This is a genomic window from Mesorhizobium sp. M0296 (genome assembly GCF_040321675.1).
In the GTDB taxonomy this organism is placed as follows: domain Bacteria; phylum Pseudomonadota; class Alphaproteobacteria; order Rhizobiales; family Rhizobiaceae; genus Mesorhizobium.
In genome coordinates this window covers 84,737-111,439 of record NZ_JAMYRZ010000008.1, presented here as the reverse complement: position 1 = coordinate 111,439, position 26,703 = coordinate 84,737, and the positions used below count along the sequence as shown (strand labels likewise).

Here is a 26,703-nt window from a genome sequence, read left to right as displayed (position 1 = left end):
TTGCGCCTAAGCTCATCAAGCATGGAATGCGCCTGCGCGGGACCCCCAATCGCGACGAATACGCCCTAAGGATTGAGGTATGGTTGACGCCACCGCGTCATTTGACGGCAATCGGCTGGCAAGCAGCGAGGCGTCGCCGTGTGCCTTGCCGGCCGGCAAAGCCGGCCTGTCAACCTCGGTCGCCGATAGTGCGGCGTTGGCGGCGTACGCAGAATTCTGCCATTCGGCGCTTTTTGCCCCTGCGCAAAGCGCAGGCTGGATCCTGAACTGGGCCGCACATACCGACGCCGACGTTGTCGTTGCGACGCTGCGCGCCGAGGACAGGCCGGTTTTCTCACTGGCGCTGGAGGTCACTCGCAGTGGAGCGTTCCGCGTCGCCCGGTTCATGGGCGGCCGCCATGCAAACGGCAATTTTGCCGCCGCCGACCCGCAATGGCTGGCGAATGCCGATAGCGCGGCGATCCGCTCGATGCTGGCTGCGATTGCCAAGGCGCGGCGCGACATCGATCTTGTTGCGCTGGAGCGGTTGCTGCCCGATCTCGACGGCGTTGCCAACCCGCTCTCCGCCTTGCCGCATTTTTCGAGCCCCAATCTGTCGCTGGCCGCCGGTCTTGTGGGAGGATTTGACGCACTGCTCACCCGCGTGAGCGGCAAGCGCAGGCGCAAGAAGCATCGCTCGCAGGCGCGCAAGTTCGAGGCCGTTGGCAGCTATCGTCGCATCGAGGCGAGAACTGCGGACGAGGTGCACATGCTGCTCGATGCCTTTTTCGAGATGAAGGAATTCCGCTTCCGCAAGATGGGCATCGCCAATGTTTTCGGTGAGGCGGAGGTGCGCGCTTTTTTCCGCTCGCTGTTTGCCGACGCGCTTCAAGAGGAAGATCCGTCCTTCGTCCTGCATGGGCTGGAAGTCGCCGGCAAACTTCGTGCAGTCACCGGGTCGAGCCGCTCGGGCAAGCGGCTGATCTGCGAATTCGGGGCGATTGCCGAGGACGACCTCGCACACACCAGCCCGGGCGACTTCCTGTTCTTCGAGAACATCCAGGAAGCCTGCGAGGCGGGTTTCGAAATCTATGATTTCTCGGTCGGCGACGAACCCTACAAGCGATTGTGGTGCGATGTCGAAACGCAGCATTTCGAGGTGCTGGTTCCGCTGACGCCGAAAGGTCGTGCGCTGGCGCTTGCGCTCAGGCACGGCGCAAGCCTGAAGGCATTCATCAAGCACAGCCCAATGGTCTGGAAGCTGACCAAGCTGCTGCGCCGTAAAGCCGTGGGGCGGACAGCACCGGCCGCAGGCGAAGACGACAGCTGATTTCGATTTGAGAGAAAACTGCCTCAGGCGGCCGAGCGCCGTCCCGGCATTGGGCCCGGCGCCACATGGCCGATGGGCGTGACCAGCGTCAGGTCGGGATAGCCACTCTCGATGAGCGCGACCGCGGCCTGCGTCACCTCGTCGTCCGGCTCAAGCATGGAGAGCAAGACCTCGGTCCCCTCGCCCACCAGGCGGCTGATGCCTTGCGCGTCGGCCGGTCCGCATTCGACCACGACCAAATCATAGGCGGTGGTCAGCGACTGCATGATGATCGGCAGCCGGTCGGCGGCGCGCATGGCGCGGACCGGATCGGCTGTGCCGACGGGAATAACGTGGCAGTCCGAATAGAGATCGGGGTGGATCACATCGCTGAACTGCGCTTGCGAGGCGAGCAGATCGGTGATGCCCGGAAACAGCCCGCTGTCCAGCATCGGCCGCGAGGCGGCACCCGAAGCGGTGAGATCAAGCAGCAGCACGCGAAGCCCGGCGTCGGAGACTGCGCGCGCCACCAGCACTGCCGAGGCAGCCGCCTCGTCGCCTTCTGGCGACACGAATATGGCGCGGGCGGCACCGGTGGCGATCAGTTTTTCCGCGGCCTTGTCGATGTCGACCTCGCCGAGGATAGAACGTGCCGGTTCAATGTCTCCAGCGGCCATTTCAGAGTACTCCGGTTCGATTTTCTCGGCAGCCGCTTCCGCCACCGCGACGGGTTCCGGCTCCACTTTGCTTTCAATGATATTGTCGTCGTCGGCCTCATCGATCTCGACGACTGCCGGTTCGGACCGGCCAACCGACGGGTCGGGCTCGGCCATCACGCGTTCGGCCTGGACAGCCGGCATCGCAACCTGCTCGATGCGCTCGAAATGGGCACCGGCGGCCGGACGCATGGCGCGGCCGGAAAACAGTTCCTGCAGCAGCGTGACGATCGCCATGATGAGCAACGAGCCGACAAAGGCCGCACTGACAATCGGACCAATCTTGGGGAAATAAGGTTCGGCCGGCACCTGGGCGTCCGAAAATACGCGAGCGTCGACGGGCAGATAGTTGCGATCCTTGCGTGCGGCCGCCTGGAGATAGCTGGATGAATAGAGATCGAGCTGCTGACGCTTGGTCGCGGCATCACGCTGCAGCGCATCGAGTTCCACCTGCTCTTCGCCGGCGCGGGCGGACGCCGCCTTCAGCGTGTTGACGTCTGCCACGAGTTGAGCCACTCGCGCCTTCGCCGTCTCGGCCTGCGCCATCAGACCTTTCATGATCTTTTCCGCTTCGTTGCGGATCTGGCGGTCGAGATCCGCGAGCTGCGACTTCAGCGCGCGGATGCGCGGATGGTTGTCGAGCAAGGTGGTGGAAAGGTCGGCGATGTTGTTCTTGAGTTCGACTTGCCGCTCGCGCAGGCGCTGGATCAGTTCGGAAGACAACACCTCCGGAACGGCATCCAGCGAGCCGCCATTGCGCAACGCCCTGCGCACGCTGTCAGCGGTCGCTTCCGCCGAAGCGCGATTGGCGCGCACGCGTGACAGTTCGCTCGACAACTCGGACAGCTGCTGGGTGGCAAGCACCGAATTGTTGCCGCCCATCAAAAGATCGGACTGCGCACGGAATGCGGCAACCTTGGCTTCCGCCTCCTTCACCCGGTTCTGCAGATCCGCGATTTCCGGCGCCAGAAAGTCGGTGGCGGCGGAATTCGATTCGAGCTTGGCATTGCCCTTGGAGGCGATATAGGCGTTTGCAATGGCGTTCGGGATCGCGGCGGCAAGCTTTGGATCCTCTGACGAGAACTCGATTGCGATCGCGCGGGTTTTTTCAACGCCATAGACGTTGAGCTTCTCATGCATTGCGTCCAGCACGCGCTCTTCCAGCGGAATCTCGAACGGATCGCTTTTCAAGCCAACAAGGACAAGGGCGCGGCTCAGCGCCGACATCTTCAGCGCCTCGTCGAATTCGGGCAATTTCGCCAGGTTGAGCTTCGCCGCCACCTGCTTGAGGATGTCGGGGGACGAGATGATCTGGACCTCGGTGGCCACAGCCTCTTCGTCGGGAATCGACCGCTCGTTGCTGTTGGCCCCGGCTGGCCGCGTGAACTCCGATTCTCGAGGCCCGATCTCCAGCTTGGCTGCCGCCTTGTATTCGGGCGTTGCAAGCCAGGCGAGCGCAAAGGCCAGGCCGGTTACAACCAGTGCGACGACAAGGATGCGCAGCCAGTTTCGCGCCAGGCTGGCGAAAAGCTGCCTGAGATCGACGTCGACATCTGCGGCCGCGGATTGAACGGACATGCATCCCTGCTCCGGTACTGAGTCAGCATGCACCGTAAACAACTATGGTAACTCAGCCGTTAATATCGCGGTAAGAACCTGTCAGGCTCTATTAATAAGCCGCAAACAAGAGGCTGAAAACCATCTGCATTCGTCGATCCGGCCCGCATCGGCCGCGCGCCTTTACCGGCCATTAACCCTAACAGGATGATAACCGAGCTCGATCGTTAAGGTTTGCCGCAGAGTCGCCGGCTATTCAAAGGTACGTGTCCGCTCATGAAAAGCACTGCTCCCCTTTTCCGCGCGCTGCTTGCCGTATCGATGCTTTCGGGCTGCTCCAGCTACCGGCCGACGCCGGCCGCATTCCATGAAGTTCTCGACCAGCCCTATCGCCTCGGCGCCGGCGACCGCGTCCGCGTAACCGTGTTCGAGCAGGAAGGACTGACCAATACCTACAGCGTCGACCAGTCCGGCTATCTCTCGCTGCCGCTCGTCGGCAACGTGCCGGCGCGCGGCCACACCGCCCAACAGCTTGAAAGCGAGATCGCCGAGAAACTGCGCCAGGGTTATTTGCGGGATCCCGATGTTTCGGTCGAAATCGATCGCTACCGGCCGATCTTCGTCATGGGTGAAGTGGGTGCGGCGGGGCAGTATTCCTACGTTCCAGGCCTGACCGTGCAGAAAGCCGTCGCCATCGCCGGCGGGTTCACGCCACGCGCCAACCAGGAAAGCGTCGACATTACCCGCGACATCAACGGCAAGGTGATAACCGGACGCGTGGTGACCTCCGACCCGCTACTGCCCGGCGATACAGTCTATGTTCGCGAACGCCTGTTTTGATGTGCTGACAAAGTGGCGGACACACTCAGGATCGTCCACTGCTTTCGCTCACCGGTCGGAGGCATCTTCCGGCATGTGCGCGACCTGACCGAGGCTCAGGTCGAGGCCGGCCATGCCGTCGGCATCGTCTGCGATTCGACGACGGGCGGCGATTTCGAGGAACGGCTGTTCGAACAGATGAAAGGCAGCCTGGCGCTCGGCATTCACCGCACCCCGATGCAGCGGCATGTCGGGCCAGGCGATCTCGCCTCGGCCCGGCGCACCTATAGGATCATAAAAGAATTGCGGCCGGACGTGCTGCACGGGCATGGCGCCAAAGGTGGCGCCTATGCCCGTCTGTTCGGCTCATTGTTGCGGGTATCCAGGTCTCGCGTAGCCCGCCTTTATTCGCCGCATGGCGGCTCGCTTCACTATGACGAGACCACCGCCATGGGGAAGCTGTTCTTCGCGCTCGAGCGCTTCATGGCTCGCTTCACCGATTGCCTGCTGTTTGTTTCCGATTATGAGCGGCGGACCTATCGCAGGAAGGTCGGCGAGCCGCCCATTCCGAACGCTCTCGTCCACAACGGCCTGCGCGCCGCCGAGTTCGAGCCGGTGCGGACCGAGCACAATGCGGTTGACCTCCTCTATATCGGCATGATGCGCGATCTCAAGGGCCCGGACATCTTCATCGATGCGCTGGGGCTAGCCGCGACACGGCTCGGCCGCCCATTGAAAGCGCTGATGGTCGGCGACGGCGACGACCTGGCGCGCTATCGCGCCCAGGTGAATCAGCTCGGCCTCGAGGTCAGCTTCCTGGCGCCGATGCCGGCCAGGCTCGCCTTCAGGCTGGCCGAACTGGTCGTCGTTCCCTCGCGCGCGGAAGCCATGCCCTATATAGTTCTGGAAGCGCTCGCCGCCGGCAAGCCGATCATCGCGACGGCGGTCGGCGGCATACCGGAAATCTTCGACACCGGCTCACCTGTCCTGATCCGGCCCGACCCGCGCGAACTTGGCGACAAGATAAGCGCCGCATTGGCCGATCTCGACACCTACAAAGGCCTGATGCCCGGCCTCGCCGACCTCAAGGCACGCTTCGGCGCCGATGTAATGGCCGCCGAAATCGAAAAGGCCTATTTCGCCGCGCTCAAAAAATAGAGCAACGGGTTTCCACCGGGCTGCTCCTGGTGAAAGCGTCTCCAAAGCCATCTGTTGTTTCAAGGGTTTCTTAGCTCTCTTTTGCTATTCACCTGAGGGAAACCTGCGGACGCCCCATGAACGAAATCGACCCAGCGCGCCGTTTTTCGCTAGACGCGGTGCGCAAATTCGACGCCCCTGCCGAGAACAATACGGCCGGCGGCATGAACGATGTTGCCCGCCAGGTCGCCTCGCAATACCGGCGCGATACGATGTCGCCGATCATGGTGAGCGGCGTCCTGCGCATGGTGGAATTCGCGCTGCTGTTGGTCTCAGGTCTTGCCGTCTATTTCTATTATGTCGGCTTTTTCAACTATCTTGCCTGGCAATACTCACTGACGATCGCCGCCACCTCGTTCCTCGCGGTCGTTCTGTTCGACGTCACCGACCGCTACCAGATCGTCGCGCTGATGCGGCCGATCGCCAATTTCGGCCGTCTCCTGCTGGTCTGGGCCGGAACATTCGCCTTGATGGCGCTCACCGCCTTCACCATGAAAATGTCGGAAGACTATTCGCGCCTGCTCTTCGGCACGTGGTTCGTCGTCGGTTTCGTGTTGATCCTGGGTCTCCGCCTGGTGATCTCGAAGCTGATCCGGCGCTGGGCGCGCGACGGGCGGATGGAGCGCCGCGCCGTCATCGTGGGCGGCGGCAAGGCCGCGGAGGTATTGATCCGCTCGGTCGAAAGGCAGCCCTACAACGACATCCGCATCTGCGGCATCTTCGACGACCGTGGTGACAAGCGTTCACCGCCGGTTGTCGCCGGCTATCCCAAGCTCGGCACGATTTCCGAGCTCATCGAATTTGCCCGCATCGCGCGCATCGACATGCTGATCGTTTCGCTGCCGCTGACCGCCGAATCGCGCGTGCTGCAATTATTGAAGAAGCTGTGGGTGCTGCCGGTCGACATCCGGCTGTCGGCGCATTCGAATGCGCTGCAGTTCAGGCCGCGCGCCTATTCCTACATCGGCTCGGTGCCGATGCTCGATATCTTCGACAAGCCTATCAACGACTGGGATTCGGTCGCGAAACGCGCCTTCGACATCGTCTTTTCGATCATCGGCATCATCGTGTTCTCGCCGGTGATGCTGGCGACCGCAATCGCGATCAAACTCGACAGCAAGGGGCCGGTGCTGTTCCATCAGAAGCGGCACGGCTTCAACAACGAGATCATCGACGTCTACAAGTTCCGTTCGATGTATACCGACAAGGCGGACCCGACGGCCAAACAGACCGTGACCAAGAACGATCCGCGCGTCACCCGCGTCGGCCGCTTCATCCGCAAGACCTCGGTCGACGAACTGCCGCAGTTCTTCAATTCGCTGTTCGGTTCGCTGTCGCTGGTCGGGCCGCGCCCGCACGCCATTGCCGCGCAGTCGCACAACCTCCTCTACAATGAAGTGGTCGACGGCTATTTCGCTCGCCACAAGGTCAAACCCGGTGTGACCGGCTGGGCGCAGATCAATGGCTGGCGCGGCGAGATGGACACCAACGAGAAGATTCGCATGCGGACGGAATACGACCTCTATTATATCGAGAACTGGTCGCTCTTGTTCGACCTCAAAATCCTGTTCCTGACGCCGATCCGACTGCTCAACACGGAAAACGCATATTGAGCGCGACGGCCTATGAATTGCCGGCGGCGGCGGTCAACGCCAAGCTGATTGCACTGATTGCGTCGGGGGCGGTTTTCCTCGGCGTTTTCCTGTCCGGTTTCGTCATTGCCGAGCCCGCGCCGTACGATCTCTACATGATCGGGCTGATCGTGGTGTGGCCCTTGTTCGGCATGCGTATACAGCGCGCGGCGGTGCCACTTCTGGTGCTGCTGGTTATCATGAACATCGGCGGTATGATCTCGATGACGCAGATGTCGGACCTCGCCGGCACGCCGCTCTATCTCGCCGTCTCGCTGTTCCTGGCCCTAACCGCGGTTTTTTTCGCTTCGGTAACGGCCGTCCGGCCCAGTCTCTACCGGGTGATCTTCGTCGCCTATGTGGTGTCGGCAGTGCTGACTTCGCTGGTCGGCATAGCCGGCTATTTCCATGCCTTTCCAGGAGCGGAGATCTTCACCAAATACGACCGTGCCGCCGGCGCCTTCCAGGACCCGAACGTGTTCGGTCCGTTCCTGGTGCTGCCCGGCATCTACCTGCTCTACCTGCTGCTTACCGGCTCGGTCGCACGCATGCCGCGATTGGCGGTGCCGTTGCTGATAATCACCGCCGGCATCTTCTTTTCCTTTTCGCGCGGCGCCTGGGGCATGTTCGCCGTTTCGGCGATCCTGCTGACCGGTGCCTTGTTCCTGCAGAGCGCCAGCGGCAAGTTCAGGCTGCGCGTCGTCGTCATGACCATCGCCGCCGTCGGACTGCTGGTCATCGCAATGATCGTCATCCTGCAACTGCCAGGCGTCGCCGAGATGTTCTCGAACCGCGCACAGCTCGAACAAAGCTACGACACCGCCCGGCTCGGCCGCTTCGCCCGCTATACGATCGGCTTTCAGATGGCACTGGAGCATCCGTTCGGCATCGGCCCGCTCGTCTTCGGCAAGATGTTCGGCGAGGACACGCACGACATCTGGCTGAAGATGCTGATGGATTACGGCTGGCTCGGCTTCGTGTCGTTCCTGACGCTGACGTGCTGGACGATCGCCGCCGGCTTCCGCATTCTGCTGCGCGACCGGCCGTGGCAGCCTTATCTTCTATGCGCCTACGTCGCCTTCATCGGCAATATCGGGCTCGGCACCTTCATCGACATCGACCACTGGCGCCATGTCTACCTGCTGCTTGGCTTGATCTGGGGTGCCATCGCGCTCGAATACCGCCACCAGTGGCAGCTGCGGGCGGCGCAGCGACCGGCAATCCCCGTCGCGGTTGCTTCAGGCAGGACAGCAACCGAATTCGGTTGACCGGACCCGGTCTATCACGATACATCGCGACCGGTCCGGAGTGTAGCGCAGCCCGGTAGCGCACTTGACTGGGGGTCAAGGGGTCGTCGGTTCGAATCCGGCCACTCCGACCATTAAAATCCAAAGGCTTAGCCAGTTTTCCCCCAAACTGGCTGTACAGACATAGCCGCACTGCAGCCAGCGCAACATACGCAGGCGCGTGATCTCATCGAGGAAACCGATCACGCATCACTCGTGCGCGAGGCACGGAGGCTGGCGTCTAGCCAGAAGCCCACCGAGAAACCGCGCGGTAATGGCTAGGTAAGCTTTGCTGCGTACGCCAACCTTTATCGTGAGCCCGTATTCCAGCTTCAATAAGAAAAGGTCCCGCCGCACATGCCAGAACGGCGGGACTCGATCAGGCGCCTTGCATCAGGCAGGGGTGACTCGGGGGTTGGGCATGCCCGGTGCGCGCGGATCGAAGTGAACCCTAGGCGCATCAGCTGCAATGCGTCCACCAACCGTCGGTTGGAAAGAACTAATCCCGACGGCTGGCCTGGCCTGAACAGGCGCGCGCTCAAGGCTCAGTTTCTTCCCGGGGAGGAGCTTTTTGGTCAGGACAATCAGGATAGGGCAATTCTTCACACGGAGAAGGCCTGTCGCCAACGCTGCGATAATGTTCCGCGAGTTTTGCGAAACCGTAGGCGAAGGCGAAAAGAAGCGCGAGGACAACCGCTATTCGGACGGCCATACCGTATTGTAGCAGGATCCTCCCATTGGAGCGCGCGGCGTTTTGGTACGTTTGAATGTTGAGTTCGAAAAAGGTTGGCTGTAGTTGAATTGCCGTCGTCCGCAGTTGTAAGGGCGAGCGGACGCTTCGAAGATGCCACGCGCTTTCGCCCTTTCCGGGAGAGATGCAATGTCGCTTCAAGGGGTTGCCTGTCCTGCCGATCTGACCATGTTGACCAAGGCACTTGATGCCCGATGCCGTGAACTAGGCCTCGCTGATGGAGATCCAGGCAGAGAAGTGCTCGGCCGCAGGGTGATGGATTTATTTGAAAGTGGTCAGCTCAGTGCCGAAGATTTGAGACTGGCTCTGAGCGGCGAGATCTTTAACGCCAAAAATCCTCCGGCCGGAGCCAGTGGGCTTTGATACGGCAAGCGGCTATCCGCGCAACCATTTGAATTGCTGGCCCAGCGTCGGCTTCCGCGTGCGCAGGAGCGCGTGTGAACAAATGTGATTTTGCGGTCGGTGCCAGACGGGCTAACTTTACCCATCGAACGAAAGAGGAGAATGATCATGAAGACATTCCTCGCAATAGCCGCGGCACTGACCATGTCCATATCAGCTGCCTCTGCGGATTGCCCCGCGCATTCCAAGGTCCAGGCATCGGTCGACACGCAGACGAAGACAGCAAGCGTCGAGAAGGCCGATATGTCGACTGTCACGGACGCTCAGACGATCAAAAAAGAAGAGCCACAGAAGACCGAGTAGCGGTAACGCTCAGCGGATCCCACGACCCGGATAAATGGCTACTGGCACACATCCACCCACTCGGCGTCGACGAGTTCGGCCAGTCGTTGCGGGCTGAGCCGTACGGCGGCATTCGTCGCGCCTGCCGCCGGGACGACCTCGTCAAAGGCGCGCAGCGAGATGTCGCAGTAGACCGGGAGCGGCGCCGGTAGGCCGAACGGGCACACCCCACCGACGGGATGATCGGTCGCGGCGAGCACCTGCTCGGCGTCCAGCATTCGCGCCTTGCCACCAAACCGATCCTTGAATTTGCGATTGTCCAGCCTGGAGATCCCGCTGGCCACGATCAGCATCGTCTGGTCGCCGGCGCGCAAGCAGATCGTCTTGGCAATCTGCGCCGGCGCTACGCCATGCGCTTCGGCGGCCAAAGGCACCGTCGCCGAGCTTGCCTCCGTGACGATGACATCAATGTCGGGCGCGTGTGCGGCGAAGAAGGCGCGAACGGATTCGAGGCTCATCTCCAGCAATTTCCGTCTGGCGTCGCCGTGACGGCCGGCAAGTCCACTACGTGGCCGAAAAAACGAAGCCCGCCAGGGCGACCCATGGCGAGCTCGTGGAATAAAAGCATGGCACGCCGCTACGACACGGATCGCCTTTTGGCAGACAACACGACTTCGTCAAACAGAGCGCTTTCCGGAAGTTGAAGCGCGGAGGCAATACGCCGACGTTTCGAGGGATCGGCATCCTTGCCGCTTTCAATGTCGGCAATCTCATAGGCTGCCAGCCCGCACGCCAGGGACAGCTCTTCGATGCTGTATCCACGGGCTTCCCGGGCGGTTCGGACGGCACTGCGTTCAGGCGTAACCGCGCTCGCCGCGAGTTCGGAGTAAGGTTCGCGTTTTGCTATTTGGGGCATTGGCAACTCCGTGGGATGAAAGAGTTAGATCAAATCATGTTGTTGCCTGAGACGATCGGGAGAATGCCCGCTCGCCGGTGATTTGCCAAGCATCAAAGATAGCGTCACGGCATCGTGAACCGACGCCGGAATGAATGGCGGATGCCGGCGCGCCGACATCTGGCCGGATCGTCAGCAGACACAGTTCGGAAACAAAATTCTACAGGCCGGAAAAACTGCCGAAAAACTCCAAGGCGATAGTCCCAACCGCAGCGCTCGAGTCACCGACCTGAATCAGTGACGCTCAAATTCCGGCTGCGCAAAAAGGAAACGATGTCATGAAGAAGCCTCTTCTCTCCGCCCTTGGACTTGCAATCGCACTTGCCCTCTCGATGCCGATCATCGGCGCAAGCAGCGCGAATGCAACGACGATGCACACCACCGTCAAGAAGCATCACCGCCATCACTACCATCACCGCGTCCACCACTACCGCCACCATCACAAGAAGGTTGTCGCGAAGAAGTACTGAAAACACCCTCGGGCGAACAACCCGCAATCAGGCGTTCTGGTGCTTGATCAAGGGCGGCGCGCTTGCCGGGCTTTCCGTGTCGGCGAAAAATGGCGGCGGTCCGCTGACCACCGCCATTTGCTTATCTCAACGTGCCGATCTTGAACGCGCTCGCGGTGCTTGTTGCTGCCGGCCGCCGAGGAACAGACTGGCGACGAGCCCGACCAGAACCAGCCCGACAGCGGCCGCCGTCGCCGGGTGATCTCGGGCGGTCTTCTCGATCGCCCGGCCTTGCCTTCTGATTGCCGGCAAGGCGTCGCCGAGGCGCTCAGTGATATCCGAATAATAATCCGACGCGGTATCGCGCCCGTCTTCGTAAAAGGCGCCGCCCCGCTTTAACACGGCTTTCTTCAAGGTGGCCAGTTCCCTGGTCAGGGCCGCGACCTGTTTGTCCAGATCGGTGTCGGAGATGCTCGAAAGCGATGCCATGACGTGCTTCCTTCATCTGTAGAAGGAAGCCTAACGCATGACCCTGAAGACCGTTCCGGTCAGCCCGGCGGGCTCTAGCGAACCTGATCGAGCAGGCGCTTGCATTCCAGGAGGTCGAACAGCGCCTCCTGCAGCAATGCGCGATTGTCACGGGAAAGTTTTGACGTGTCCGGCGGAACCGGACCTTCCTCGTCGGTCTTGCCTATACCGAAAAAACGACGGCTGGGTTTCACCCTCGGCTGGCCAACCAGCATTTCGTCGTCCGGGCCGCGCGGCTGCGCCGCTTGCGTCAGCGGTACCGTGTCGGCCTGTCGGCGCTGCGAGATCGCCTCGACCGCCGCCATGTCGCCACTGCCGACGGCGATCAGAAACTGGTTGCCGTTCTCGCGCAACAGCTTCTGCACGCCCTTGATCGTATAGCCCTGGTCGTAGAGCATATGACGAATACCCTTGATCAGTTCTACGTCCTGCGGACGGTAGTAGCGGCGGCCGCCGCCGCGCTTCATCGGCTTGATCTGGTTGAAACGCGTCTCCCAGAAGCGCAGCACGTGCTGCGGCAAATCCAGATCCTCCGCGACCTCGCTGATGGTGCGGAAAGCATCAGGGCTCTTGTCCATGGGCGAATCCTCACGCTAGAGCATGATCGCGAAAGGCGGGAACCGGGTTCGGGCGACATCACGCTTAACAAGGAGAGCAGCTTTCCGTCCCGCCGGAACGGATCACACCCAAATACCGATCCGGCGTACCGAATCGCATCTTATTTCAGCGGTTTATGAAACAATATTCAAGCCCGGCGCAAAAGCAGGGTTCGCTTTTCAACCGAAGCCTGGAGCATGATTCTTGGCAAAGGGGGATTGGGCGGCTACTTGCTGCCCTTGGCTTTGCTGTTTTGATGGGAGCGCAGGATACGATTCTTCAGCACGTTCGACGACTTGAAGGTCATCACCCGGCGCGGCAGGATCGGCACTTCCTCACCGGTCTTGGGATTGCGCCCGATGCGCTCGTTTTTGGAGCGCACGTGGAAGGTCGCGAAGGACGACAGCTTCACCGTCTCGCCGCGAACGATCGCCTCGCAGATCTCATTCAGCACCGCCTCGACAAGCTCGGCCGATTCAGTACGCGACAGCCCAACCTTGCGGTAAACGGCTTCGGCGAGGTCGGCGCGCGTAAGTGTCTTTCCCCCCATACGAACCGTCCCATCAGCTCAAAAACATAAATCGATACAAGCAACGGCAGAACCTAAGTAATTGATCCGTCAAGGTCAAGGGACCCGAACCGGATAGTTCGGCACTTACCAGCGGAGCAGGACGGCACCCCAGGTGAAGCCGCCGCCCATCGCCTCGAGCAGTACCAGGTCACCCTTTTTGATGCGACCGTCGGCGACGGCTGCGGACAGTGCCAGCGGCACGGAAGCCGCCGAGGTATTACCGTGCAAATCGACGGTCACCACCACCTTCCGCTCCTCTATCCCGAGCTTTTTGGCCGAAGCGTCAATAATTCGTTTATTGGCTTGATGCGGCACGAACCAGTCGAGATCGGCGGCGCCGATGCCGGCCTGTGCGAACGTCGCCTCGATGACGTCGGTGATCATGCCGACCGCATGCTTGAACACTTCGCGGCCTTCCATCCTGAGGTGCCCGACCGTTCCGGTGGTCGACGGCCCACCGTCGACAAAAAGCTTGTCCTTGTGGATGCCGTCGGAGCGCAGGCTGGCCGCCAGAACGCCTCGGTCGGCGATGCCGCCTGCCCCCGTGCCTGCTTCCAGCACCATCGCGCCGGCGCCGTCGCCGAACAAAACGCAGGTCGAGCGGTCGTTCCAGTCGAGAATACGCGAAAATGTTTCCGAGCCGATCACCAGTACCCGTCTGGCCAAGCCGCCGCGGATATAGAGGTCGGCGGTCGTCACTGCATAGACGAAGCCGGAGCAGACCGCCTGCAGGTCGAAGGCAAAACCGTGGTGCATGCCGAGCCGGTTCTGGATCTCGACCGCGGTCGCGGGAAAGGTGTTGTTGGGCGTCGAGGTCGCCAGCACGATCAGGTCGATGTCGTCAGCCGTCAGGCCGGCGCTGTCGAGGGCTGCGCGCGCTGCCGCCTCGCCCAGCGAGGCCGTCGTCTCGTCGTCGGCCGCAATGTGGCGCTGGCGAATGCCGGTGCGCTGGACGATCCACTCGTCCGACGTCTCGACCATGCCTTCGAAATCGGCATTCTTCATAATGCGGCGGGGCAGCGCGGCGCCCGTGCCGCGCACGACTGATCTGATCAATGCTCTTTCCTATTCCTTTGCGTCGATGACGACGTCGGATTTCCGGATTGTCTGGGCATTCGGATTGCGGGCATGGAACAGGTCGAGATCGGCTTCGATGCGGTCAAGCAGATTGTTGCGCACCATGTCGTAGCCAAGCTCGATCGCCGCCGCGAAGCCATCCGAATCAGCCCCGCCATGGCTTTTCACCACGATGCCGTTCAATCCGAGGAAGACGCCGCCATTGGAGCGGCCGACATCCATCTTCTCGCGCAGGCGATCGAAGGCGGTCTTGGCGAAGATATAGCCGATCCTGGCCATCAGCGTCCGGTTCATCGCCGCGCGCAGATAGCCGGCGATCTGCCTGACGGTGCCTTCCGCCGTCTTCAGCGCGATGTTGCCGGCAAATCCTTCGGTAACGACGACGTCGACACTGCCCTTGCCGATGTCGTCACCCTCGACAAAGCCGTGGTAGTTCATCGAGGCCATGTTGGCCTCGCGCAACATACGACCCGCCTCCTTGACCTCTTCCTGGCCCTTGATCTCCTCGACGCCGACATTGAGCAGGCCGACGCTCGGCCGTTCGATGCCGAAAACCGAGCGCGCCATGCCGGTGCCCAGAATGGCAAAATCAACCAGTTGATGCGCATCCGCGCCAATGGTGGCGCCGACGTCCAGCACCACGCTCTCGCCGCGCAATGTCGGCCAGAGCGCCGCGATTGCCGGGCGATCGATGGTCGCCATGGTGCGAAGGCAGAATCTGGACATTGCCATCAGCGCGCCGGTATTGCCGGCCGAGATGCAGGCGTCGGCAGTGCCTGCCTTGACCGCCTCGACGGCCTTCCACATCGATGACTTCCAGCGGCCATGGCGCAGCGCCTGGCTCGGCTTGTCGTCCATCCGCACTGCGATCTCGCAGTGGATGAACTCGCTCACTTCCGCTAGCTTGGGGAATTTCGCGAGTTCGGGCCGTACCACTTCTTCGCGCCCATAAATGACGAAGCGTATATCCGGACGGCGGGTGGCGACAGTCATGAGCGCCGGGATGACCACGCTTGGCCCGTGATCGCCGCCCATGGCATCGATGGAAATCCTGATCACGCGGTGTTCATCTCACGGTTGCTTGGCCAGCGGGCTTGCCAAGGTGCGGGGCTCGCGAAGGTTCGGCGAAAATAACGGTTTTGGGCTGCCGCACAACCAACTTTTCTCAAATTGGGTCAGCTATCAGGATTTTCCCAACAGTGATCTGAGCTTTTGCTGGAATTCATTCTCCACAGGCTCGGCATCGCCGGCGGCCTCCAGCGATACACCCGGCTTGCGCGGATATGGATCGATCGCCAAGCCAAAGAACTGCTCGGCAAGCGCCCCGACGTCGATCGCATCGCCGGAAAAGGTTTCCGGGCTGTCCGGGCCTTCGACGTCGAGCAGGATCTCACCGCCGCCGTCGAAACCTTGCCGCCCGAGCTTGGATTGCTCCGGCAGGAACAGCGCTTCGACCGCCTCATCGATATGCGCCTCGACCGGGTCGAGGGTGACGATACAGGCCTGCGTTATATCGGCCTCGACATGGCCGCTGACTTTCACCCCGTTGCGCTTCCAGGGCTCGACCAGGAGTTCGGCGCGATAGTTCTCGACCGAAAGCAGCTCGTGCTCGACGGCCAGCAGGGCGCGCTGCCCAGCGTCGGCATCGATGACCACCGGCAGCCCCTTTTGCGGCAGCCGGGCGACATTTGCCAGGAATGACACTGGGCTGTGGGTATCAGGGTGTTTCATCTTCGCCTCCACTTCGCCACCTTCATCGGCCTGCCGTCGCTCAAGCGTTGGCCACGGGAAATGCCACCGTTCCGGAAACGATCGATTCGGTCGGCTGTTCCGCGAGTTGCCTTGATGCATCGGCGGCATAGAGTGCCAGTTGCGACGCTTGCGGCCAGGCGCCGGCATCCGGCCTGACATTGCGGGCAAGGGCGGCGGCGAGTGCATCATGGTCATTTCGTTGCAGCGCATCATCATAGGCGGCGGTACGGCCATAGAACATCTTCGCCAGTTTCCGCATTCGCTTCGGCACGCCGACGTCGCCAATGCCCAATTCACGCAACGAATGTTCGACATCCATGAAGAACTCGTCGATCAGCACCTGCGCAACCTCTGCCGCAGCACCGCCCTCGCCGCGCAACCGGTGCTGGAACAGGAACATGTGCAACGACAGCATCTCGAAGCGGCCGAGCGGCGTGTCCGGCACGTTCCAGGCGGAATAAAACACCGTTTGCCGCGCCGCCGCCACGATTTGTGCGTAAAGCGCCTCGGTGATGGCGCGGTTGGCATGTCTTTCGCGGCCAAAGAGGCGCTGGAACATTTGAGGGTGGTCTCCCGGGACCGTTTGTTGAAGTGGCCTTGTTGCATCGGCAAGCAAGCTGGTTTACCGGTTTTGCGGCCCAGCGCAAGTTGCGGCCAGCTTATGGAGTTGTAGTTGCGCGCGCTGAAATTCAAGTCGACTTTCCTGCCCAGGCCCGGCGGTGCGGTTTCGCTGCTGGTGATCGCTGCGGCGCTTTCCGCCTGCAATTCGTCTAAGATGATCGGCGATCTCAATCCGAGCGAGACGCTGACGCAAGGCTACGTCATCGACCAGCAGGCGATCGACCTGGTGCCGGTCGGCTCAAGCCGCGAACAGGTGCTGCTGGCGCTCGGCACTCCCTCGACGAAGGCGACCTTCGATAACGAGGCCTTTTATTACATTTCTCAGACGCGCAAGCGCTATGTCGCCTTCGACAAGCCGCGGCTGGTCGACCAGCATGTGCTGGCGGTCTATTTTGGCGATGACGGGCGCGTCACCCAGATCGCCAATTACGGCTTGAAGGACGGCAAGGTGTTCGACTTCATCTCGCGCACCACGCCGACCGGCGGCAAGGACCAGAACTTCCTCAGCCAGATCATCAGTGGCGCCAGCAAGCTGGCGCCTGGTGTTCCCGGCGCCAGCGGCGGCAGCACGCTCGGCGGCTCCTGATCCACCCGAGGGTGTCGGCTTCCTTCCGTTCCTTTCGCTTCCCTGTAAGCGGCATATCTCAGGCAATGAAAAACCCGCGGGAGCGATCCCGCGGGTTTTTGTCTTAAGGCCATAGCGACCGAGCTTAGCCGTGCGCGAGAACGGCCAGCAACAGCAGCGCGACGATGTTGGTGATCTTGATCGCCGGGTTGACCGCTGGGCCGGCAGTATCCTTGTAGGGATCGCCGACCGTGTCGCCGGTCACCGAAGCCTTGTGCGCTTCGGAGCCCTTGAGGTGCTTGAGGCCGTCCTTGTCGACGAAACCATCTTCGAACGACTTCTTGGCGTTGTCCCAGGCGCCGCCGCCGGAGGTCATCGAGATGGCGACGAACAGGCCGTTGACGATGACGCCGAGCAGCGAGGCGCCAAGCGCGGCAAAGGCGGATGCCTTCGAACCGGAGATCAGGAGGACGCCGAAATAGACCACCAGCGGCGCCAGCACCGGCAGCAATGACGGAACGATCATCTCCCGGATCGCTGCCTTGGTCAGAAGGTCGACGGCGCGCGCATAGTTCGGCTTCGAGGTGCCGGCCATGATGCCCGGATCCTCCCGGAACTGCTTGCGCACCTCCTGGACGATAGCACCCGCGGCGCGGCCGACGGCGGTCATGGCGATGCCGCCGAACAGATACGGGATCAGGCCACCGAAGATCAGGCCGGCGACGACGTAAGGATTGGAGAGATCGAAGGAGACGTCGCCCATACCCTGGAAGTAGGGGTATTTGTCGCCATTGGCGGCAAAGAACTTCAGGTCGTTAGAGTAGGCCGCGAACAGCACCAGCGCGCCGAGGCCAGCCGAACCGATGGCGTAGCCCTTGGTTACCGCCTTGGTGGTGTTGCCGACAGCGTCGAGCGCGTCGGTTGACTGGCGCACTTCCTTGGGTAGGCCGGCCATTTCGGCAATGCCGCCGGCATTGTCGGTGACCGGGCCGAAGGCATCGAGCGCGACGATCATGCCGGCGAGGCCAAGCATCGTCGTCACCGCGATCGCCGTGCCGTAGAGGCCGGCGAGCTGGTATGTCGAGATGATGCCGCCGACGATGACGATCGCCGGCAACGCCGTCGCTTCCAGCGAGACCGCGAGGCCCTGGATGACATTGGTGCCGTGACCGGTGACCGAGGCCTGGGCGATGGAGTTCACCGGACGCTTGTTGGTGCCGGTATAATATTCGGTGATCACCACGATGAGTCCGGTCACCGCAAGGCCGACAAGGCCGCAGATGAACAGGTTCGTGCCGGTGATGGTCATGCCGGCGACGGTGCCGATCTCACCCCAGCCGATGCATGCCGAGGTGGCCACGGCAAGGCCGACAATTGACAGCAGGCCGGTGACGATCAGGCCCTTATAGAGCGCACCCATGATTGAGCCGCTGGAACCGAGCTTGACGAAGAAAGTGCCGACGATCGAGGTGAGAATGCAGGCGCCGCAGATGGCCAGCGGATAGAGCATGGCCGCGCCGAGAACGTCGGTGCCACCGAAGAAGATGGCGGCGAGGACCATGGTGGCGACCACGGTCACCGCATAGGTCTCGAACAGGTCGGCGGCCATGCCGGCGCAATCGCCGACATTGTCGCCGACGTTGTCGGCAATGGTGGCCGGATTGCGTGGATCGTCCTCGGGAATGCCGGCTTCAACCTTGCCGACAAGATCGCCGCCGACGTCGGCGCCTTTTGTGAAGATGCCGCCGCCGAGACGGGCGAAGATCGAGATCAGCGAGGCGCCGAAGCCGAGCGAAACAAGCGAGTCGATGACGACGCGATCGTTTGGCTGCAGACCCATGAACTGGGTCAGGATCAGGTAGTAGATCGAGACGCCGAGCAGGGCCAGGCCAGCAACCAGCATGCCAGTGATGGCGCCCGACTTGAAGGCGATCTCGAGACCGGCAGCGAGGCTGTTGGAAGCCGCCTGCGCGGTGCGCACATTGGCGCGCACCGAGACGTGCATGCCGATGAAGCCAGCGGCACCCGATAGAACGGCGCCGATCAGGAAGCCGATGGCCGCGGTGATCGAAAGCAGCCACCAGGCAAGCAGCAGGACCACGACGCCGACGATGGCGATGGTGGTGTACTGGCGCGCCAGATAAGCCTGAGCGCCTTCGCGGATGGCCGCGGAAATTTCCTGCATGCGTGCATTGCCCTGATCGGCCGCGAGGACCGAACGTGTCGCCCAGATGGCGTAAAGGACTGAAAGCAGACCGCAGGCGATGACAGCTGAAATTATGGTCATTGCCGAATTTTCCTCGATTGGTGGCCCAAAAGAACCCCTCCCCGGGCCGTTGAGACAGGGGACGAATTTTCCGCAACCGGAATCCGTCCCTTCGCAGCGGCTTATGCGAAACAGGGCTCGGAACGTCAAGATATTGTTCCGTTCCTGTCCGGCTTTCGCCCAAAAGATCCCGGGTTTCGCCCAAAAGGCTGGACGGCAGCGCCTGTCGACACTGCCATCCGGTTAGATCGGTTGAAATCGGCGAACAGTGGTCAGGCTTTACGCGGGTCGCCGTCCGGCTGGACGACGAAGACCAGCACCAGCAGCATGGTGATGTAGAATTTGAACGCCGCCTCCTGACCATTCCAAGTCGAAGACTGCCACATGGCGAACCACTCGCCGCCAACGACCATGAAGCCGAAATACCAAACGAAGAAGCCCATTGTGGCGGCAATGATGGCGAACTTCTTGGCATCGTTGAAAGCCTGTCCGCTGGCGTTGCGCGCCTGCCAGAGTTGCCAGGCGGCGATTAGGTAAAGCAGGCAGGTCAGCGCCTCGCCAATGATGATCAGCCAGTAGCCAGCCGTCCACAGCGACGGGTTGGTGATCGAGCGGTACATCAGTGCATTGCCGGGAAAGGTCGTGTCCATGCTCAGCACATGCTGGACAAAGGCGAAGTTTGAGCCGTAATCGGTGATGTTGCCGAAGGCGACGAGGAAGGCGAAAGCCGCCAGACACAAACACATGACGATCTTGGAGAAACGCGCGGTCATGGCAAGAACTCCTGCTGAAAGATCGGGGCATCGCACTCATCAATCACCGAGTCCCGAAGATCGCGCAACGGGTGGGCCAGTGATCATCGTGCTCACAGCCATTGCGAGACATTATGCCGGCAAGCAAGACATTGCCGAGACTGTCGAAGCCCTCGATCTCGACAGTGATTGCGCGGTGGGCGACTTGGTCTCTGTGGTTAGAGCCGACACACAGCACGACTTCGCCATCATCCGCCGCCGCTGGATCACCGGCGAGACGAGCACAACGCTGGAACTGACGCTCGATCATCCAGCGCGTTCAACGGGCCACTGAAAGAAACGAACTTCGCCCCGAGAGGTTACTCGGCCTCGCGTCCCATGCGCCGAGCCGTGTAGCGCTCGACCGCTGACAGCCCGTCATAGATCAGCACGGCAAGGGCGGCGACGATCAGGCCACCCTGCAGGATGAAGGCGAGGTTGTTGGACAGCAGGCCTGCGATGATCACCTCGCCCAGTGTCCTCGCCGCTACCGTCGAGCCGATGGTCGCGGTGGCGAGGCTGATCACCACCGACAGCCGGATACCACCGAGAATGATCGGCGCGGTGAGCGGCAGCTCGACCTTGACCAGTCTTTGCCAACCGGTCATGCCGGCGCCACGCGCCGCCTCGACTACGTTGGCCGGCAGCGTCGTCAGGCCGGTCAGCGCATTCTCGAAGATCGGCAGCAGTCCGTAGAGAAACAGCGCAATCAGCGTCGGCTTTTCGCCAAAGCCGACGGCCGGCACGGCAAGCGCCAGCACCGCAACCGGCGGAAAGGTCTGGCCGATATTGACCAGGCTGCGCGACAGCGGCAGGAATTCGGCGCCGGCTGGCCTGGTGACCAGAATGGCGAGCGCGACCGCAACGACCGTCGCGGCAACGGTCGCGATCAGCACGGTCCGCAGATGCAGCAGCGTCAACGTCAAAAGGCTGCCCTGATTGTAGATTACCGGCGCGTTGTTCTCTGTCAGCGGCTTCAGCAGCGGTTCGAACCAGCCGGGATTGGTGACGAAGGCAATAAGCACCACCACCAGGGCAAGCCTGAGCAGCGAGGGAAGCCAGGCTTTCATGCCGGCCTCGCCGCGCGCTTAACCAGCCCGTCCACAGTGACGCGGCCAAGCGGCTTGCCGTCGGTATCCTTCACCGGAAGTGCCGGGCGGCCCGACCACAGGAGTTCGGCGAGCGCGTCGCGTTGGCTGGCGTCACCGGGGATCGCCTCGCCTTCGGCCGTGCCTTTTTCCACCGCGTCGCGCACCCGGCCAAGCGACAACAGCCGGAACGGTTTTTCACTGGCGCCAACCAGGGTCTCGACAAACGCGCTGGCCGGTTTCGCCAGTATCTCGGCCGGCGCGGCATATTGCACTACTTTGCCGCCATCCATCACCGCGATCTTGTCGCCCATGTGAACGGCCTCTTCCATGTCATGGGTGACGAGGATGATGGTGGTGCCGAAGCGTTTCTGGATCGCCAGCAGATCCTCCTGCGCCTTGTTGCGGATGATCGGATCGAGCGCGCCGAACGGCTCATCCATCAACAGCACGTTGGGTTCCGCGGCAAGCGCCCGGGCGACGCCGACGCGCTGCTGCTGACCGCCGGAAAGCTCATGCGGATAGCGTGGCCCGTAGGCTTGCGGGTCGAGCTGGTATAGCGTCATCAGCTCGTCGACGCGGGCCTTGATGCGGTTGGCGTCCCAGCCGAGCAATACCGGCACAGTGGCGATGTTCTGCGCCACCGTGCGATGCGGAAACAGCCCGTGGCCCTGGATGGCATAGCCGATGCTGCGACGCAGCTCATAATCCGGGACCGAGCGGTTGTCGACGCCATCGAGCTTGATCATGCCCGATGTCGGCTCGACCAGCCGGTTTATCATGCGAAGCAGCGTCGTCTTGCCGGAGCCGGAGGTGCCGACGATGACGGCGATGCTGCGCGGCTCGATTACTATCGACACGTCGTCGACGACTGTCGTCTCGCCGTAGCGCTTGGTGATGCCTTCGATCTCGATCATGCCGTTTCAACCCTGCGCTTGCTGGCGCTCATTTCGATCACTGCATCGAGGATGATGGCAGCGGCGAAGGCCAGCACCACCGTCGGAACAGCACCGAGCAGCACCAGGTCCATCGCCGTCTGGCCGACCCCCTGGAATACGAACACGCCAAAGCCGCCGCCGCCGATCAACGCGGCAATTGTGGCGAGGCCGATATTCTGCACCAGCACGATGCGGATGCCGGTGAGGATCACCGGGAAAGCCAGCGGAAACTCGACGCCGAACAGCCGCTGGCGGTCGGTCATGCCCATGCCGCGCGCTGCGTCGTTGGCGGCACGCGTCACACCGGCAAGGCCGACCACGGTGTTGGCCACTACCGGCAGCAGTGAATAGAGGAACAGGGCGACGAAAGCCGGCGCTGTGCCGATGCCGCGGATGCCGAGCGCGGCAGCACCCGGCACATGCGAAGCTACCCAGCCGAGCGGTGCGATTAAGAGGCCGAACAGCGCGATCGAAGGAATGGTCTGGATGATGTTCAGCACGTTGAGCACGCCGGCCCGCAATTTCTCGACGCGATGGCAGAGGATGCCGAGCGGCAGGCCGATAATCACCGCTGCCGCCAGCGAACCCAGCGCCAGCGTCACATGCTTGGAGCCTTCCGCCCAAAAACTATCGGAGCGATTGAAATATTCCTTGAGGATCGACAGGCTGTTCCAGCTTCCCGAGACGAGCAGCAGCCCGATCGCCGCGGCGGCGACAACAAGCACGCCGATCCGTGCCTGCGGCGACAGGTTCAGCCGCGTAAGCACGTCGGCGAGCAGAAGCGTGAAGGCGAAGATAAGCAGCCAAAAGCCCGAAGCCGGCGAGATACGGGCGAAGGTGTTGCCGGCAGGTGTCAGGAAACTGCCGGCGACGCCGATCAGCAGCGCCAGCGCCGCAAGCGCAACCACACTGGCGGCGAGGCGCAGAACAAGCGGCGTTTTCAGCAGCGCAATGAGCGCCGCTGCGACGACAATCGCCATCAACAGCGGACCGACCGTCGCAGGCAAAGATTCGAGGATCGAGCGCGCCTCGCCGGGTACGATGCGATTGGCGCGGAACGTGGCGAATGGTGCCGCAAAAGCCGCATAGGCTGATATCGCCGCGATGACCACGCCGAGCTTGTCGAACCGGATGCGCACGCCCTCCCCCATCGGCCGATCCGGCGCACCTCGAAAGCGGAGCGCCGGAATCGCCTTACTTCAGGAAGCCGTTCTTTTTCAAAAAGTCCTCGGCGACGCCCTTGACCGGCTCGCCGCCGACCTGCACGCGGCCGTTCAACTCCTGCAACGTGACGAGATCGAGCTTGGCGAACACCGGCTTCAGCAGCGTCTCGATTTCGGGATGCTCCTTCAGCACCGCCTCGCGGATGATCGGCGCCGGCTGGTAGACCGGCTGCACACCCTTGTCGTCCCCAAGCACGACGAGGCCGGAGGGCGCGATGCCGCCGTCGGTGCCGTAGACCATGGCGGCGTTGGCGCCGTTGGTCTGGTTGGCCGCAGCGGCAATGGTGGCCGCCGTGTCGCCGCCCGACAGCGTGATCAACTGGTCCGGCTTCAGCGTGAAGCCATAGGTCTTCTGGAAAGCGGGCAGCGCGGCCGCCGAATTGACGAACTCGGCGGAGGCCGCCAGCACCACCTTGCCGCCGCCCGAGACATATTTGCCGAAGTCGGAAAGGGTGACGAGCTTATTGGTATCGGCGACCTCCTTGCGCAGGGCGATCGCCCAGGTGTTGTTGGCCGGTGACGGTGACAGCCAGACGATCTTGTTGGCGTCGTAGTCGAGCTTCTTGGCAGTCTCGTAGGCCTTGGCGGCGTCTTTCCACACCGGATCGTCGGCCTTCTCGAAGAAGAAGGCGGCGTTGCCGGTGTATTCCGGATAGATGTCTATCTCGCCGGCTGTAATCGCCTTGCGTACCACGGGCGTGCCGCCGAGTTGGATGCGGTCGGTGGTCTGGATATTATTGGCGTTCAGCACCAGCTGGATGATATTGCCGAGCACACCGCCCTCGGTGTCGATCTTCGACGACACCACCACCTGGGCACTCGCCGAGGCCAACGCAATTCCGAGCGCTAGTACAGCGCCGGCCAGAATCTTGATTGAAAACATCTCACAAATCCCTTGCTGTGAACCGGAATACGGCTGCCGCATATGAGCATGGCTTCGATGCCCCGTCGGGGTACACGGTTTCATAAGAGGGGGGATGGGCGCAATAATTTTGTTCGGATGTGAGTGAATCCGCTGCCGCGACGTCCCGACAGGGTGACGTCAGTTGGCCGCGCGCAGGCCCGTCATCTTCAACACGCCCAGTGCCACGAAGCACAGCGCGACGACCGGGAAAATCATCCAGTTCAGCATCTCCCAGCCCCAGGCATTGTAGACCGCCCCCGACATCAGTGAGGCGAAGGCGACGGAGCCGAACAGGACGAAATCGTGGAACCCCTGGACCTTGCCTTTTTCGGATGACTGGTAGCTGTCGGCCACCATGGCGGTGGCACCGATGAAGCTGAAGTTCCAGCCAAGGCCGAGCAGGATCAGCGCCGTCCAGAACTGCCACAGTGCCAACCCTGACAGCGCCACTATGGCGCAGCCAATCAGCAGCACCAGGCCGATGGCCACGATCCGCTCAGCGCCGAAGCGATAGATCAGCGACCCCGTGAAGAAGCTCGGCGCGAACATCGCCATGACGTGCCAGGAAATGCCGAGCGTGGCGTCGTCGGTCGAAAGGCCGCAGCCGACCATGGCCAGCGGCGCGCCGGTCATCACGAAGCTCATCAGTGCGTAGCTGCCGATGGCGCAAAACAACGCCGCGACGAAGCGTGGCCTGGTGACAATTTCCGAGAGCGGCCGGGCGTCGCTGTCGGAAATTTCCACCTTGTCGGTTGCCTTGGCCGGGATGCGCAACAAAGAGAGAATGGCGGCGCCGACCGCCGCCAGCACCAGGATGGACGCAAACGAGCCGGCAAACTTCACCGGCGAGAACAGATCGCCGGTGAAGATGACGATCTGCGGTCCAAGGATGGCGGTGACGATGCCGCCGGCCAGCACGAAGGAGATGGCGCGCGCCTTGAATTCAGGCGGCGCATTGTCGGCGGCGGCAAAGCGGAACTGCTGGACGAAAGCGCCCCCGATGCCGATCACGGCCAAGCCGAAAGCGAATAGCCAGAAGCTGGGATGAAACAGCGCCAGCGTGGCGACCAGCCCGCCAAGCGCCGTGACCGCTGTGCCGGTCATGAAGCCGTCGCGCTGGCCGAGCCGGCGGATGATCGCCGCGGCCGGCAGGGAACCGAGCGCCACGCCGACATTGAAACCGGTGATCGGCGCGGTTGCCAGCGACTTGTCAGCATCGAGCAGGTACTGCCCGGCCAATCCGCCCATGGAAATGGCGATGGGTGCGGCCGAGCCGATGATCGCCTGCGAGGCTGCGAGGATGAAGGCGGTGCGACGCGCTTCCTTGCCCGCCCCAACGGCGACGATAGTAGTCATGAGGCGTCCTTGCCGCGGCCCTCGCCACGCACCCGGCGCGACACGCGATCAAGCACCGCATTGACCAGTTTCGGCTCGTCTTCCTCGTAAAATGCCTTGGCGATGTCGACATATTCGGAGACGATGACCGCCACCGGCACGTCCTCGCGCTGCATCAACTCGTAGACGCCGGCGCGCAATATGGCGCGCAACGTGGAATCGAGCCTCGACAGAGGCCAGTCCTCGGTCAGCGCCTGTCGAATGACTGGATCGATGGTCTTCTGGTGCTCGACAACGCCGGCAAGAATGGCACGAAACCATTGCGCATCGGCTTCGCGATAGAGCGCGCCGTCGACTTCCTTGCCGAGCCTGAACGCCTCGTATTCGGCGGTGATCTCAAACACACCGCTGCCGGCGACGTCCATCTGGTAGAGCGCCTGCACGGCGGCCAGACGGGCAGCACCGCGCTTGTTGGCATGGCGAACCGCAGGCTGGCCGGGCGAAGCGGGTTCGCTCACGTTCGCTCTCCCAGCTGTTCCTTTAGAGCGATCATGGTCAGCGCCGCACGCGCCGCAAAGCCGCCCTTGTCGCCTTCCGAACGCCTGGCCCGTGTCCAGGCCTGTTCGTCGTTTTCGGTGGTCAGGATGCCGTTGCCGATGCAGACCGCATCCTGCACGGACAGGTCCATCAGGGCACGGCTGGATTCATTGGCGACGATATCGAAATGATAGGTGTCGCCGCGGACCACCGTGCCGAGGGCGACGAAGCCGTCATAGTTCGTCCCGCCTTCGGAGGCACCGTCGAGCGCGAAGGAAATCACCGCCGGGATTTCGAGCGAGCCCGGAACAGTGACGACGTCGTATGTCGCGCCCGCTTCCTCGAGGGCCTTTGTCGCGCCTTCGAGCAACGCGTCGGCAAGGTCGTCGTGAAAGCGCGCCTCGATGACAAGAAGGTGGGCCTTCTTCTTCGGACGGATGAACGCTTTGCCGTGTTGGGATGTGCCTGCCATAGATGTCTCCGGGGATCGCCGGTGACTTAGGCCGAAGCCGGTTTGATCGCAAGCGGAAGATTGCCGAAGGAACTTTCAAGGCCAACTCGGCGGCGGTCGCATCAG

General features: G+C 62.1%; 29 protein-coding genes and 1 tRNA gene. 11 read left to right on the top strand and 19 right to left on the bottom strand.

The annotated features are described in order from the left end of the window. Positions 1-79: 79 nt before the first annotated feature. The gene (locus tag NKI97_RS10600) at positions 80-1,309 is read left to right on the top strand and encodes a GNAT family N-acetyltransferase (RefSeq protein ID WP_352833930.1); all 1,230 of its coding nucleotides are present in this window, start codon (positions 80-82) and stop codon (positions 1,307-1,309) included. Positions 1,310-1,332: 23 nt separating this feature from the next. Here NKI97_RS10600 and NKI97_RS10595 read toward each other — a convergent pair whose 3' ends face one another. Beyond that, positions 1,333-3,582, bottom strand: a complete 2,250-nt coding sequence (locus NKI97_RS10595) for a GumC family protein (protein ID WP_352833927.1) — start codon at positions 3,580-3,582, stop codon at positions 1,333-1,335. Positions 3,583-3,837: 255 nt separating this feature from the next. Here NKI97_RS10595 and NKI97_RS10590 point away from each other — a divergent pair, with 255 nt between their 5' ends. From NKI97_RS10590 to NKI97_RS10560, 7 genes are all read left to right on the top strand, one after another. After that, positions 3,838-4,401 (top strand): polysaccharide biosynthesis/export family protein, encoded by a 564-nt coding sequence (locus NKI97_RS10590; RefSeq protein ID WP_023674625.1) that lies wholly within the window; start codon positions 3,838-3,840, stop codon positions 4,399-4,401. A gap of 12 nt (positions 4,402-4,413) precedes the next feature. Beyond that, positions 4,414-5,538, top strand: coding sequence for a glycosyltransferase family 4 protein (locus NKI97_RS10585; protein WP_352745899.1), 1,125 nt, complete (start codon positions 4,414-4,416; stop codon positions 5,536-5,538). A 116-nt stretch (positions 5,539-5,654) separates the two neighbouring features. Then, entirely contained in the window at positions 5,655-7,190 is a 1,536-nt protein-coding gene (locus NKI97_RS10580) for an undecaprenyl-phosphate glucose phosphotransferase (protein WP_352702579.1), read from the top strand. Further along, on the top strand, positions 7,187-8,476 hold the full coding sequence (locus NKI97_RS10575) for an O-antigen ligase family protein (RefSeq protein WP_352833924.1): 1,290 nt from the start codon (positions 7,187-7,189) through the stop codon (positions 8,474-8,476). Before NKI97_RS10580 ends, NKI97_RS10575 begins: the two co-directional genes overlap by 4 nt. A gap of 36 nt (positions 8,477-8,512) precedes the next feature. Further along, positions 8,513-8,589: transfer RNA gene (locus NKI97_RS10570), tRNA-Pro, on the top strand. A gap of 785 nt (positions 8,590-9,374) precedes the next feature. Beyond that, complete coding sequence (locus NKI97_RS10565) at positions 9,375-9,608, top strand: hypothetical protein (protein WP_352456595.1); 234 nt, start codon at positions 9,375-9,377, stop codon at positions 9,606-9,608. Positions 9,609-9,755: 147 nt separating this feature from the next. Beyond that, the gene (locus NKI97_RS10560; RefSeq protein ID WP_023674517.1) at positions 9,756-9,950 is read left to right on the top strand and encodes a hypothetical protein; all 195 of its coding nucleotides are present in this window, start codon (positions 9,756-9,758) and stop codon (positions 9,948-9,950) included. 38 nt (positions 9,951-9,988) lie between these two features. On the opposite strand, the gene NKI97_RS10555 is transcribed toward NKI97_RS10560, so the two are convergent. Both NKI97_RS10555 and NKI97_RS10550 read right to left on the bottom strand, forming a co-directional pair. Then, positions 9,989-10,447: a YbaK/EbsC family protein gene (locus tag NKI97_RS10555; protein ID WP_352449319.1), complete on the bottom strand. Its 459-nt coding sequence runs from the start codon at positions 10,445-10,447 to the stop codon at positions 9,989-9,991. A gap of 119 nt (positions 10,448-10,566) precedes the next feature. Continuing rightward, a complete protein-coding gene (locus tag NKI97_RS10550) occupies positions 10,567-10,845 on the bottom strand; it encodes a helix-turn-helix domain-containing protein (protein WP_352449318.1) in 279 nt (92 codons plus the stop codon). A 317-nt stretch (positions 10,846-11,162) separates the two neighbouring features. Between NKI97_RS10550 and NKI97_RS10545 the strand changes: the two genes are divergently transcribed. Continuing rightward, on the top strand, positions 11,163-11,354 hold the full coding sequence (locus tag NKI97_RS10545) for a hypothetical protein (protein ID WP_023674514.1): 192 nt from the start codon (positions 11,163-11,165) through the stop codon (positions 11,352-11,354). A 126-nt stretch (positions 11,355-11,480) separates the two neighbouring features. On the opposite strand, the gene NKI97_RS10540 is transcribed toward NKI97_RS10545, so the two are convergent. The 7 genes from NKI97_RS10540 to NKI97_RS10510 form a co-directional block, all read right to left on the bottom strand. Beyond that, positions 11,481-11,822 (bottom strand): hypothetical protein, encoded by a 342-nt coding sequence (locus tag NKI97_RS10540; protein ID WP_023674512.1) that lies wholly within the window; start codon positions 11,820-11,822, stop codon positions 11,481-11,483. 74 nt (positions 11,823-11,896) lie between these two features. Beyond that, on the bottom strand, positions 11,897-12,439 hold the full coding sequence (locus NKI97_RS10535) for a MerR family transcriptional regulator (protein ID WP_023674511.1): 543 nt from the start codon (positions 12,437-12,439) through the stop codon (positions 11,897-11,899). 245 nt (positions 12,440-12,684) lie between these two features. After that, a complete protein-coding gene (locus NKI97_RS10530; protein WP_023717292.1) occupies positions 12,685-13,008 on the bottom strand; it encodes an integration host factor subunit alpha in 324 nt (107 codons plus the stop codon). Positions 13,009-13,113: 105 nt separating this feature from the next. After that, positions 13,114-14,085: a beta-ketoacyl-ACP synthase III gene (locus NKI97_RS10525; protein ID WP_023674509.1), complete on the bottom strand. Its 972-nt coding sequence runs from the start codon at positions 14,083-14,085 to the stop codon at positions 13,114-13,116. 9 nt (positions 14,086-14,094) lie between these two features. After that, entirely contained in the window at positions 14,095-15,165 is a 1,071-nt protein-coding gene (gene plsX, locus NKI97_RS10520; RefSeq protein ID WP_352449317.1) for a phosphate acyltransferase PlsX, read from the bottom strand. Positions 15,166-15,288: 123 nt separating this feature from the next. Continuing rightward, complete coding sequence (locus tag NKI97_RS10515; RefSeq protein WP_352449316.1) at positions 15,289-15,837, bottom strand: YceD family protein; 549 nt, start codon at positions 15,835-15,837, stop codon at positions 15,289-15,291. A 40-nt stretch (positions 15,838-15,877) separates the two neighbouring features. After that, the gene (locus tag NKI97_RS10510; RefSeq protein WP_023674506.1) at positions 15,878-16,417 is read right to left on the bottom strand and encodes a ubiquinol-cytochrome C chaperone family protein; all 540 of its coding nucleotides are present in this window, start codon (positions 16,415-16,417) and stop codon (positions 15,878-15,880) included. Positions 16,418-16,531: 114 nt separating this feature from the next. Here NKI97_RS10510 and NKI97_RS10505 point away from each other — a divergent pair, with 114 nt between their 5' ends. Then, positions 16,532-17,065, top strand: coding sequence for an outer membrane protein assembly factor BamE (locus NKI97_RS10505; protein WP_352449315.1), 534 nt, complete (start codon positions 16,532-16,534; stop codon positions 17,063-17,065). 124 nt (positions 17,066-17,189) lie between these two features. Here NKI97_RS10505 and NKI97_RS10500 read toward each other — a convergent pair whose 3' ends face one another. Together NKI97_RS10500 and NKI97_RS10495 are read right to left on the bottom strand one after the other, a co-directional pair. Then, a complete protein-coding gene (locus tag NKI97_RS10500) occupies positions 17,190-19,331 on the bottom strand; it encodes a sodium-translocating pyrophosphatase (protein WP_352449314.1) in 2,142 nt (713 codons plus the stop codon). Between the two features lie 251 nt (positions 19,332-19,582). Then, complete coding sequence (locus NKI97_RS10495) at positions 19,583-20,083, bottom strand: DUF2165 family protein (RefSeq protein ID WP_352449313.1); 501 nt, start codon at positions 20,081-20,083, stop codon at positions 19,583-19,585. 79 nt (positions 20,084-20,162) lie between these two features. Between NKI97_RS10495 and NKI97_RS10490 the strand changes: the two genes are divergently transcribed. Next, positions 20,163-20,396 (top strand): hypothetical protein, encoded by a 234-nt coding sequence (locus NKI97_RS10490; protein ID WP_352449312.1) that lies wholly within the window; start codon positions 20,163-20,165, stop codon positions 20,394-20,396. 25 nt (positions 20,397-20,421) lie between these two features. Here NKI97_RS10490 and NKI97_RS10485 read toward each other — a convergent pair whose 3' ends face one another. The 7 genes from NKI97_RS10485 to ribH form a co-directional block, all read right to left on the bottom strand. Next, positions 20,422-21,171 (bottom strand): ABC transporter permease, encoded by a 750-nt coding sequence (locus NKI97_RS10485; RefSeq protein WP_352449311.1) that lies wholly within the window; start codon positions 21,169-21,171, stop codon positions 20,422-20,424. Next, positions 21,168-22,106: an ABC transporter ATP-binding protein gene (locus NKI97_RS10480; protein WP_352449310.1), complete on the bottom strand. Its 939-nt coding sequence runs from the start codon at positions 22,104-22,106 to the stop codon at positions 21,168-21,170. The genes NKI97_RS10485 and NKI97_RS10480 overlap by 4 nt, the downstream gene beginning before the upstream one ends. Next, positions 22,103-23,278 carry an ABC transporter permease gene (locus NKI97_RS10475; RefSeq protein ID WP_352745919.1) on the bottom strand — a complete coding sequence of 392 codons (1,176 nt, stop codon included), beginning with the start codon at positions 23,276-23,278 and terminating at the stop codon, positions 22,103-22,105. Before NKI97_RS10475 ends, NKI97_RS10480 begins: the two co-directional genes overlap by 4 nt. Before the next feature lie 43 nt (positions 23,279-23,321). Beyond that, positions 23,322-24,233, bottom strand: coding sequence for a glycine betaine ABC transporter substrate-binding protein OsmF (osmF, locus tag NKI97_RS10470; RefSeq protein WP_352449308.1), 912 nt, complete (start codon positions 24,231-24,233; stop codon positions 23,322-23,324). A 159-nt stretch (positions 24,234-24,392) separates the two neighbouring features. Next, complete coding sequence (locus NKI97_RS10465; RefSeq protein WP_352833920.1) at positions 24,393-25,610, bottom strand: MFS transporter; 1,218 nt, start codon at positions 25,608-25,610, stop codon at positions 24,393-24,395. Beyond that, a complete protein-coding gene (gene nusB / locus NKI97_RS10460; protein WP_352449306.1) occupies positions 25,607-26,107 on the bottom strand; it encodes a transcription antitermination factor NusB in 501 nt (166 codons plus the stop codon). Before nusB ends, NKI97_RS10465 begins: the two co-directional genes overlap by 4 nt. Next, entirely contained in the window at positions 26,104-26,598 is a 495-nt protein-coding gene (ribH, locus tag NKI97_RS10455; RefSeq protein WP_352449305.1) for a 6,7-dimethyl-8-ribityllumazine synthase, read from the bottom strand. The genes nusB and ribH overlap by 4 nt, the downstream gene beginning before the upstream one ends. Positions 26,599-26,703 lie beyond the last annotated feature (105 nt).

Coding starts and splice junctions, on each gene's coding strand:
- NKI97_RS10600 (WP_352833930.1), top strand. CDS start 80: ATGGTTGACGCCACCGCGTCATTTGACGGCAATCGGCTGGCAAGCAGC.
- NKI97_RS10595 (WP_352833927.1), bottom strand. CDS start 3,582: ATGTCCGTTCAATCCGCGGCCGCAGATGTCGACGTCGATCTCAGGCAG.
- NKI97_RS10590 (WP_023674625.1), top strand. CDS start 3,838: ATGAAAAGCACTGCTCCCCTTTTCCGCGCGCTGCTTGCCGTATCGATG.
- NKI97_RS10580 (WP_352702579.1), top strand. CDS start 5,655: ATGAACGAAATCGACCCAGCGCGCCGTTTTTCGCTAGACGCGGTGCGC.
- NKI97_RS10565 (WP_352456595.1), top strand. CDS start 9,375: ATGTCGCTTCAAGGGGTTGCCTGTCCTGCCGATCTGACCATGTTGACC.
- NKI97_RS10560 (WP_023674517.1), top strand. CDS start 9,756: ATGAAGACATTCCTCGCAATAGCCGCGGCACTGACCATGTCCATATCA.
- NKI97_RS10555 (WP_352449319.1), bottom strand. CDS start 10,447: ATGAGCCTCGAATCCGTTCGCGCCTTCTTCGCCGCACACGCGCCCGAC.
- NKI97_RS10550 (WP_352449318.1), bottom strand. CDS start 10,845: ATGCCCCAAATAGCAAAACGCGAACCTTACTCCGAACTCGCGGCGAGC.
- NKI97_RS10545 (WP_023674514.1), top strand. CDS start 11,163: ATGAAGAAGCCTCTTCTCTCCGCCCTTGGACTTGCAATCGCACTTGCC.
- NKI97_RS10540 (WP_023674512.1), bottom strand. CDS start 11,822: ATGGCATCGCTTTCGAGCATCTCCGACACCGATCTGGACAAACAGGTC.
- NKI97_RS10535 (WP_023674511.1), bottom strand. CDS start 12,439: ATGGACAAGAGCCCTGATGCTTTCCGCACCATCAGCGAGGTCGCGGAG.
- NKI97_RS10530 (WP_023717292.1), bottom strand. CDS start 13,008: ATGGGGGGAAAGACACTTACGCGCGCCGACCTCGCCGAAGCCGTTTAC.
- NKI97_RS10515 (WP_352449316.1), bottom strand. CDS start 15,837: ATGAAACACCCTGATACCCACAGCCCAGTGTCATTCCTGGCAAATGTC.
- NKI97_RS10510 (WP_023674506.1), bottom strand. CDS start 16,417: ATGTTCCAGCGCCTCTTTGGCCGCGAAAGACATGCCAACCGCGCCATC.
- NKI97_RS10500 (WP_352449314.1), bottom strand. CDS start 19,331: ATGACCATAATTTCAGCTGTCATCGCCTGCGGTCTGCTTTCAGTCCTT.
- NKI97_RS10495 (WP_352449313.1), bottom strand. CDS start 20,083: ATGACCGCGCGTTTCTCCAAGATCGTCATGTGTTTGTGTCTGGCGGCT.
- NKI97_RS10485 (WP_352449311.1), bottom strand. CDS start 21,171: ATGAAAGCCTGGCTTCCCTCGCTGCTCAGGCTTGCCCTGGTGGTGGTG.
- NKI97_RS10480 (WP_352449310.1), bottom strand. CDS start 22,106: ATGATCGAGATCGAAGGCATCACCAAGCGCTACGGCGAGACGACAGTC.
- NKI97_RS10475 (WP_352745919.1), bottom strand. CDS start 23,278: ATGGGGGAGGGCGTGCGCATCCGGTTCGACAAGCTCGGCGTGGTCATC.
- osmF (WP_352449308.1), bottom strand. CDS start 24,233: ATGTTTTCAATCAAGATTCTGGCCGGCGCTGTACTAGCGCTCGGAATT.
- NKI97_RS10465 (WP_352833920.1), bottom strand. CDS start 25,610: ATGACTACTATCGTCGCCGTTGGGGCGGGCAAGGAAGCGCGTCGCACC.
- ribH (WP_352449305.1), bottom strand. CDS start 26,598: ATGGCAGGCACATCCCAACACGGCAAAGCGTTCATCCGTCCGAAGAAG.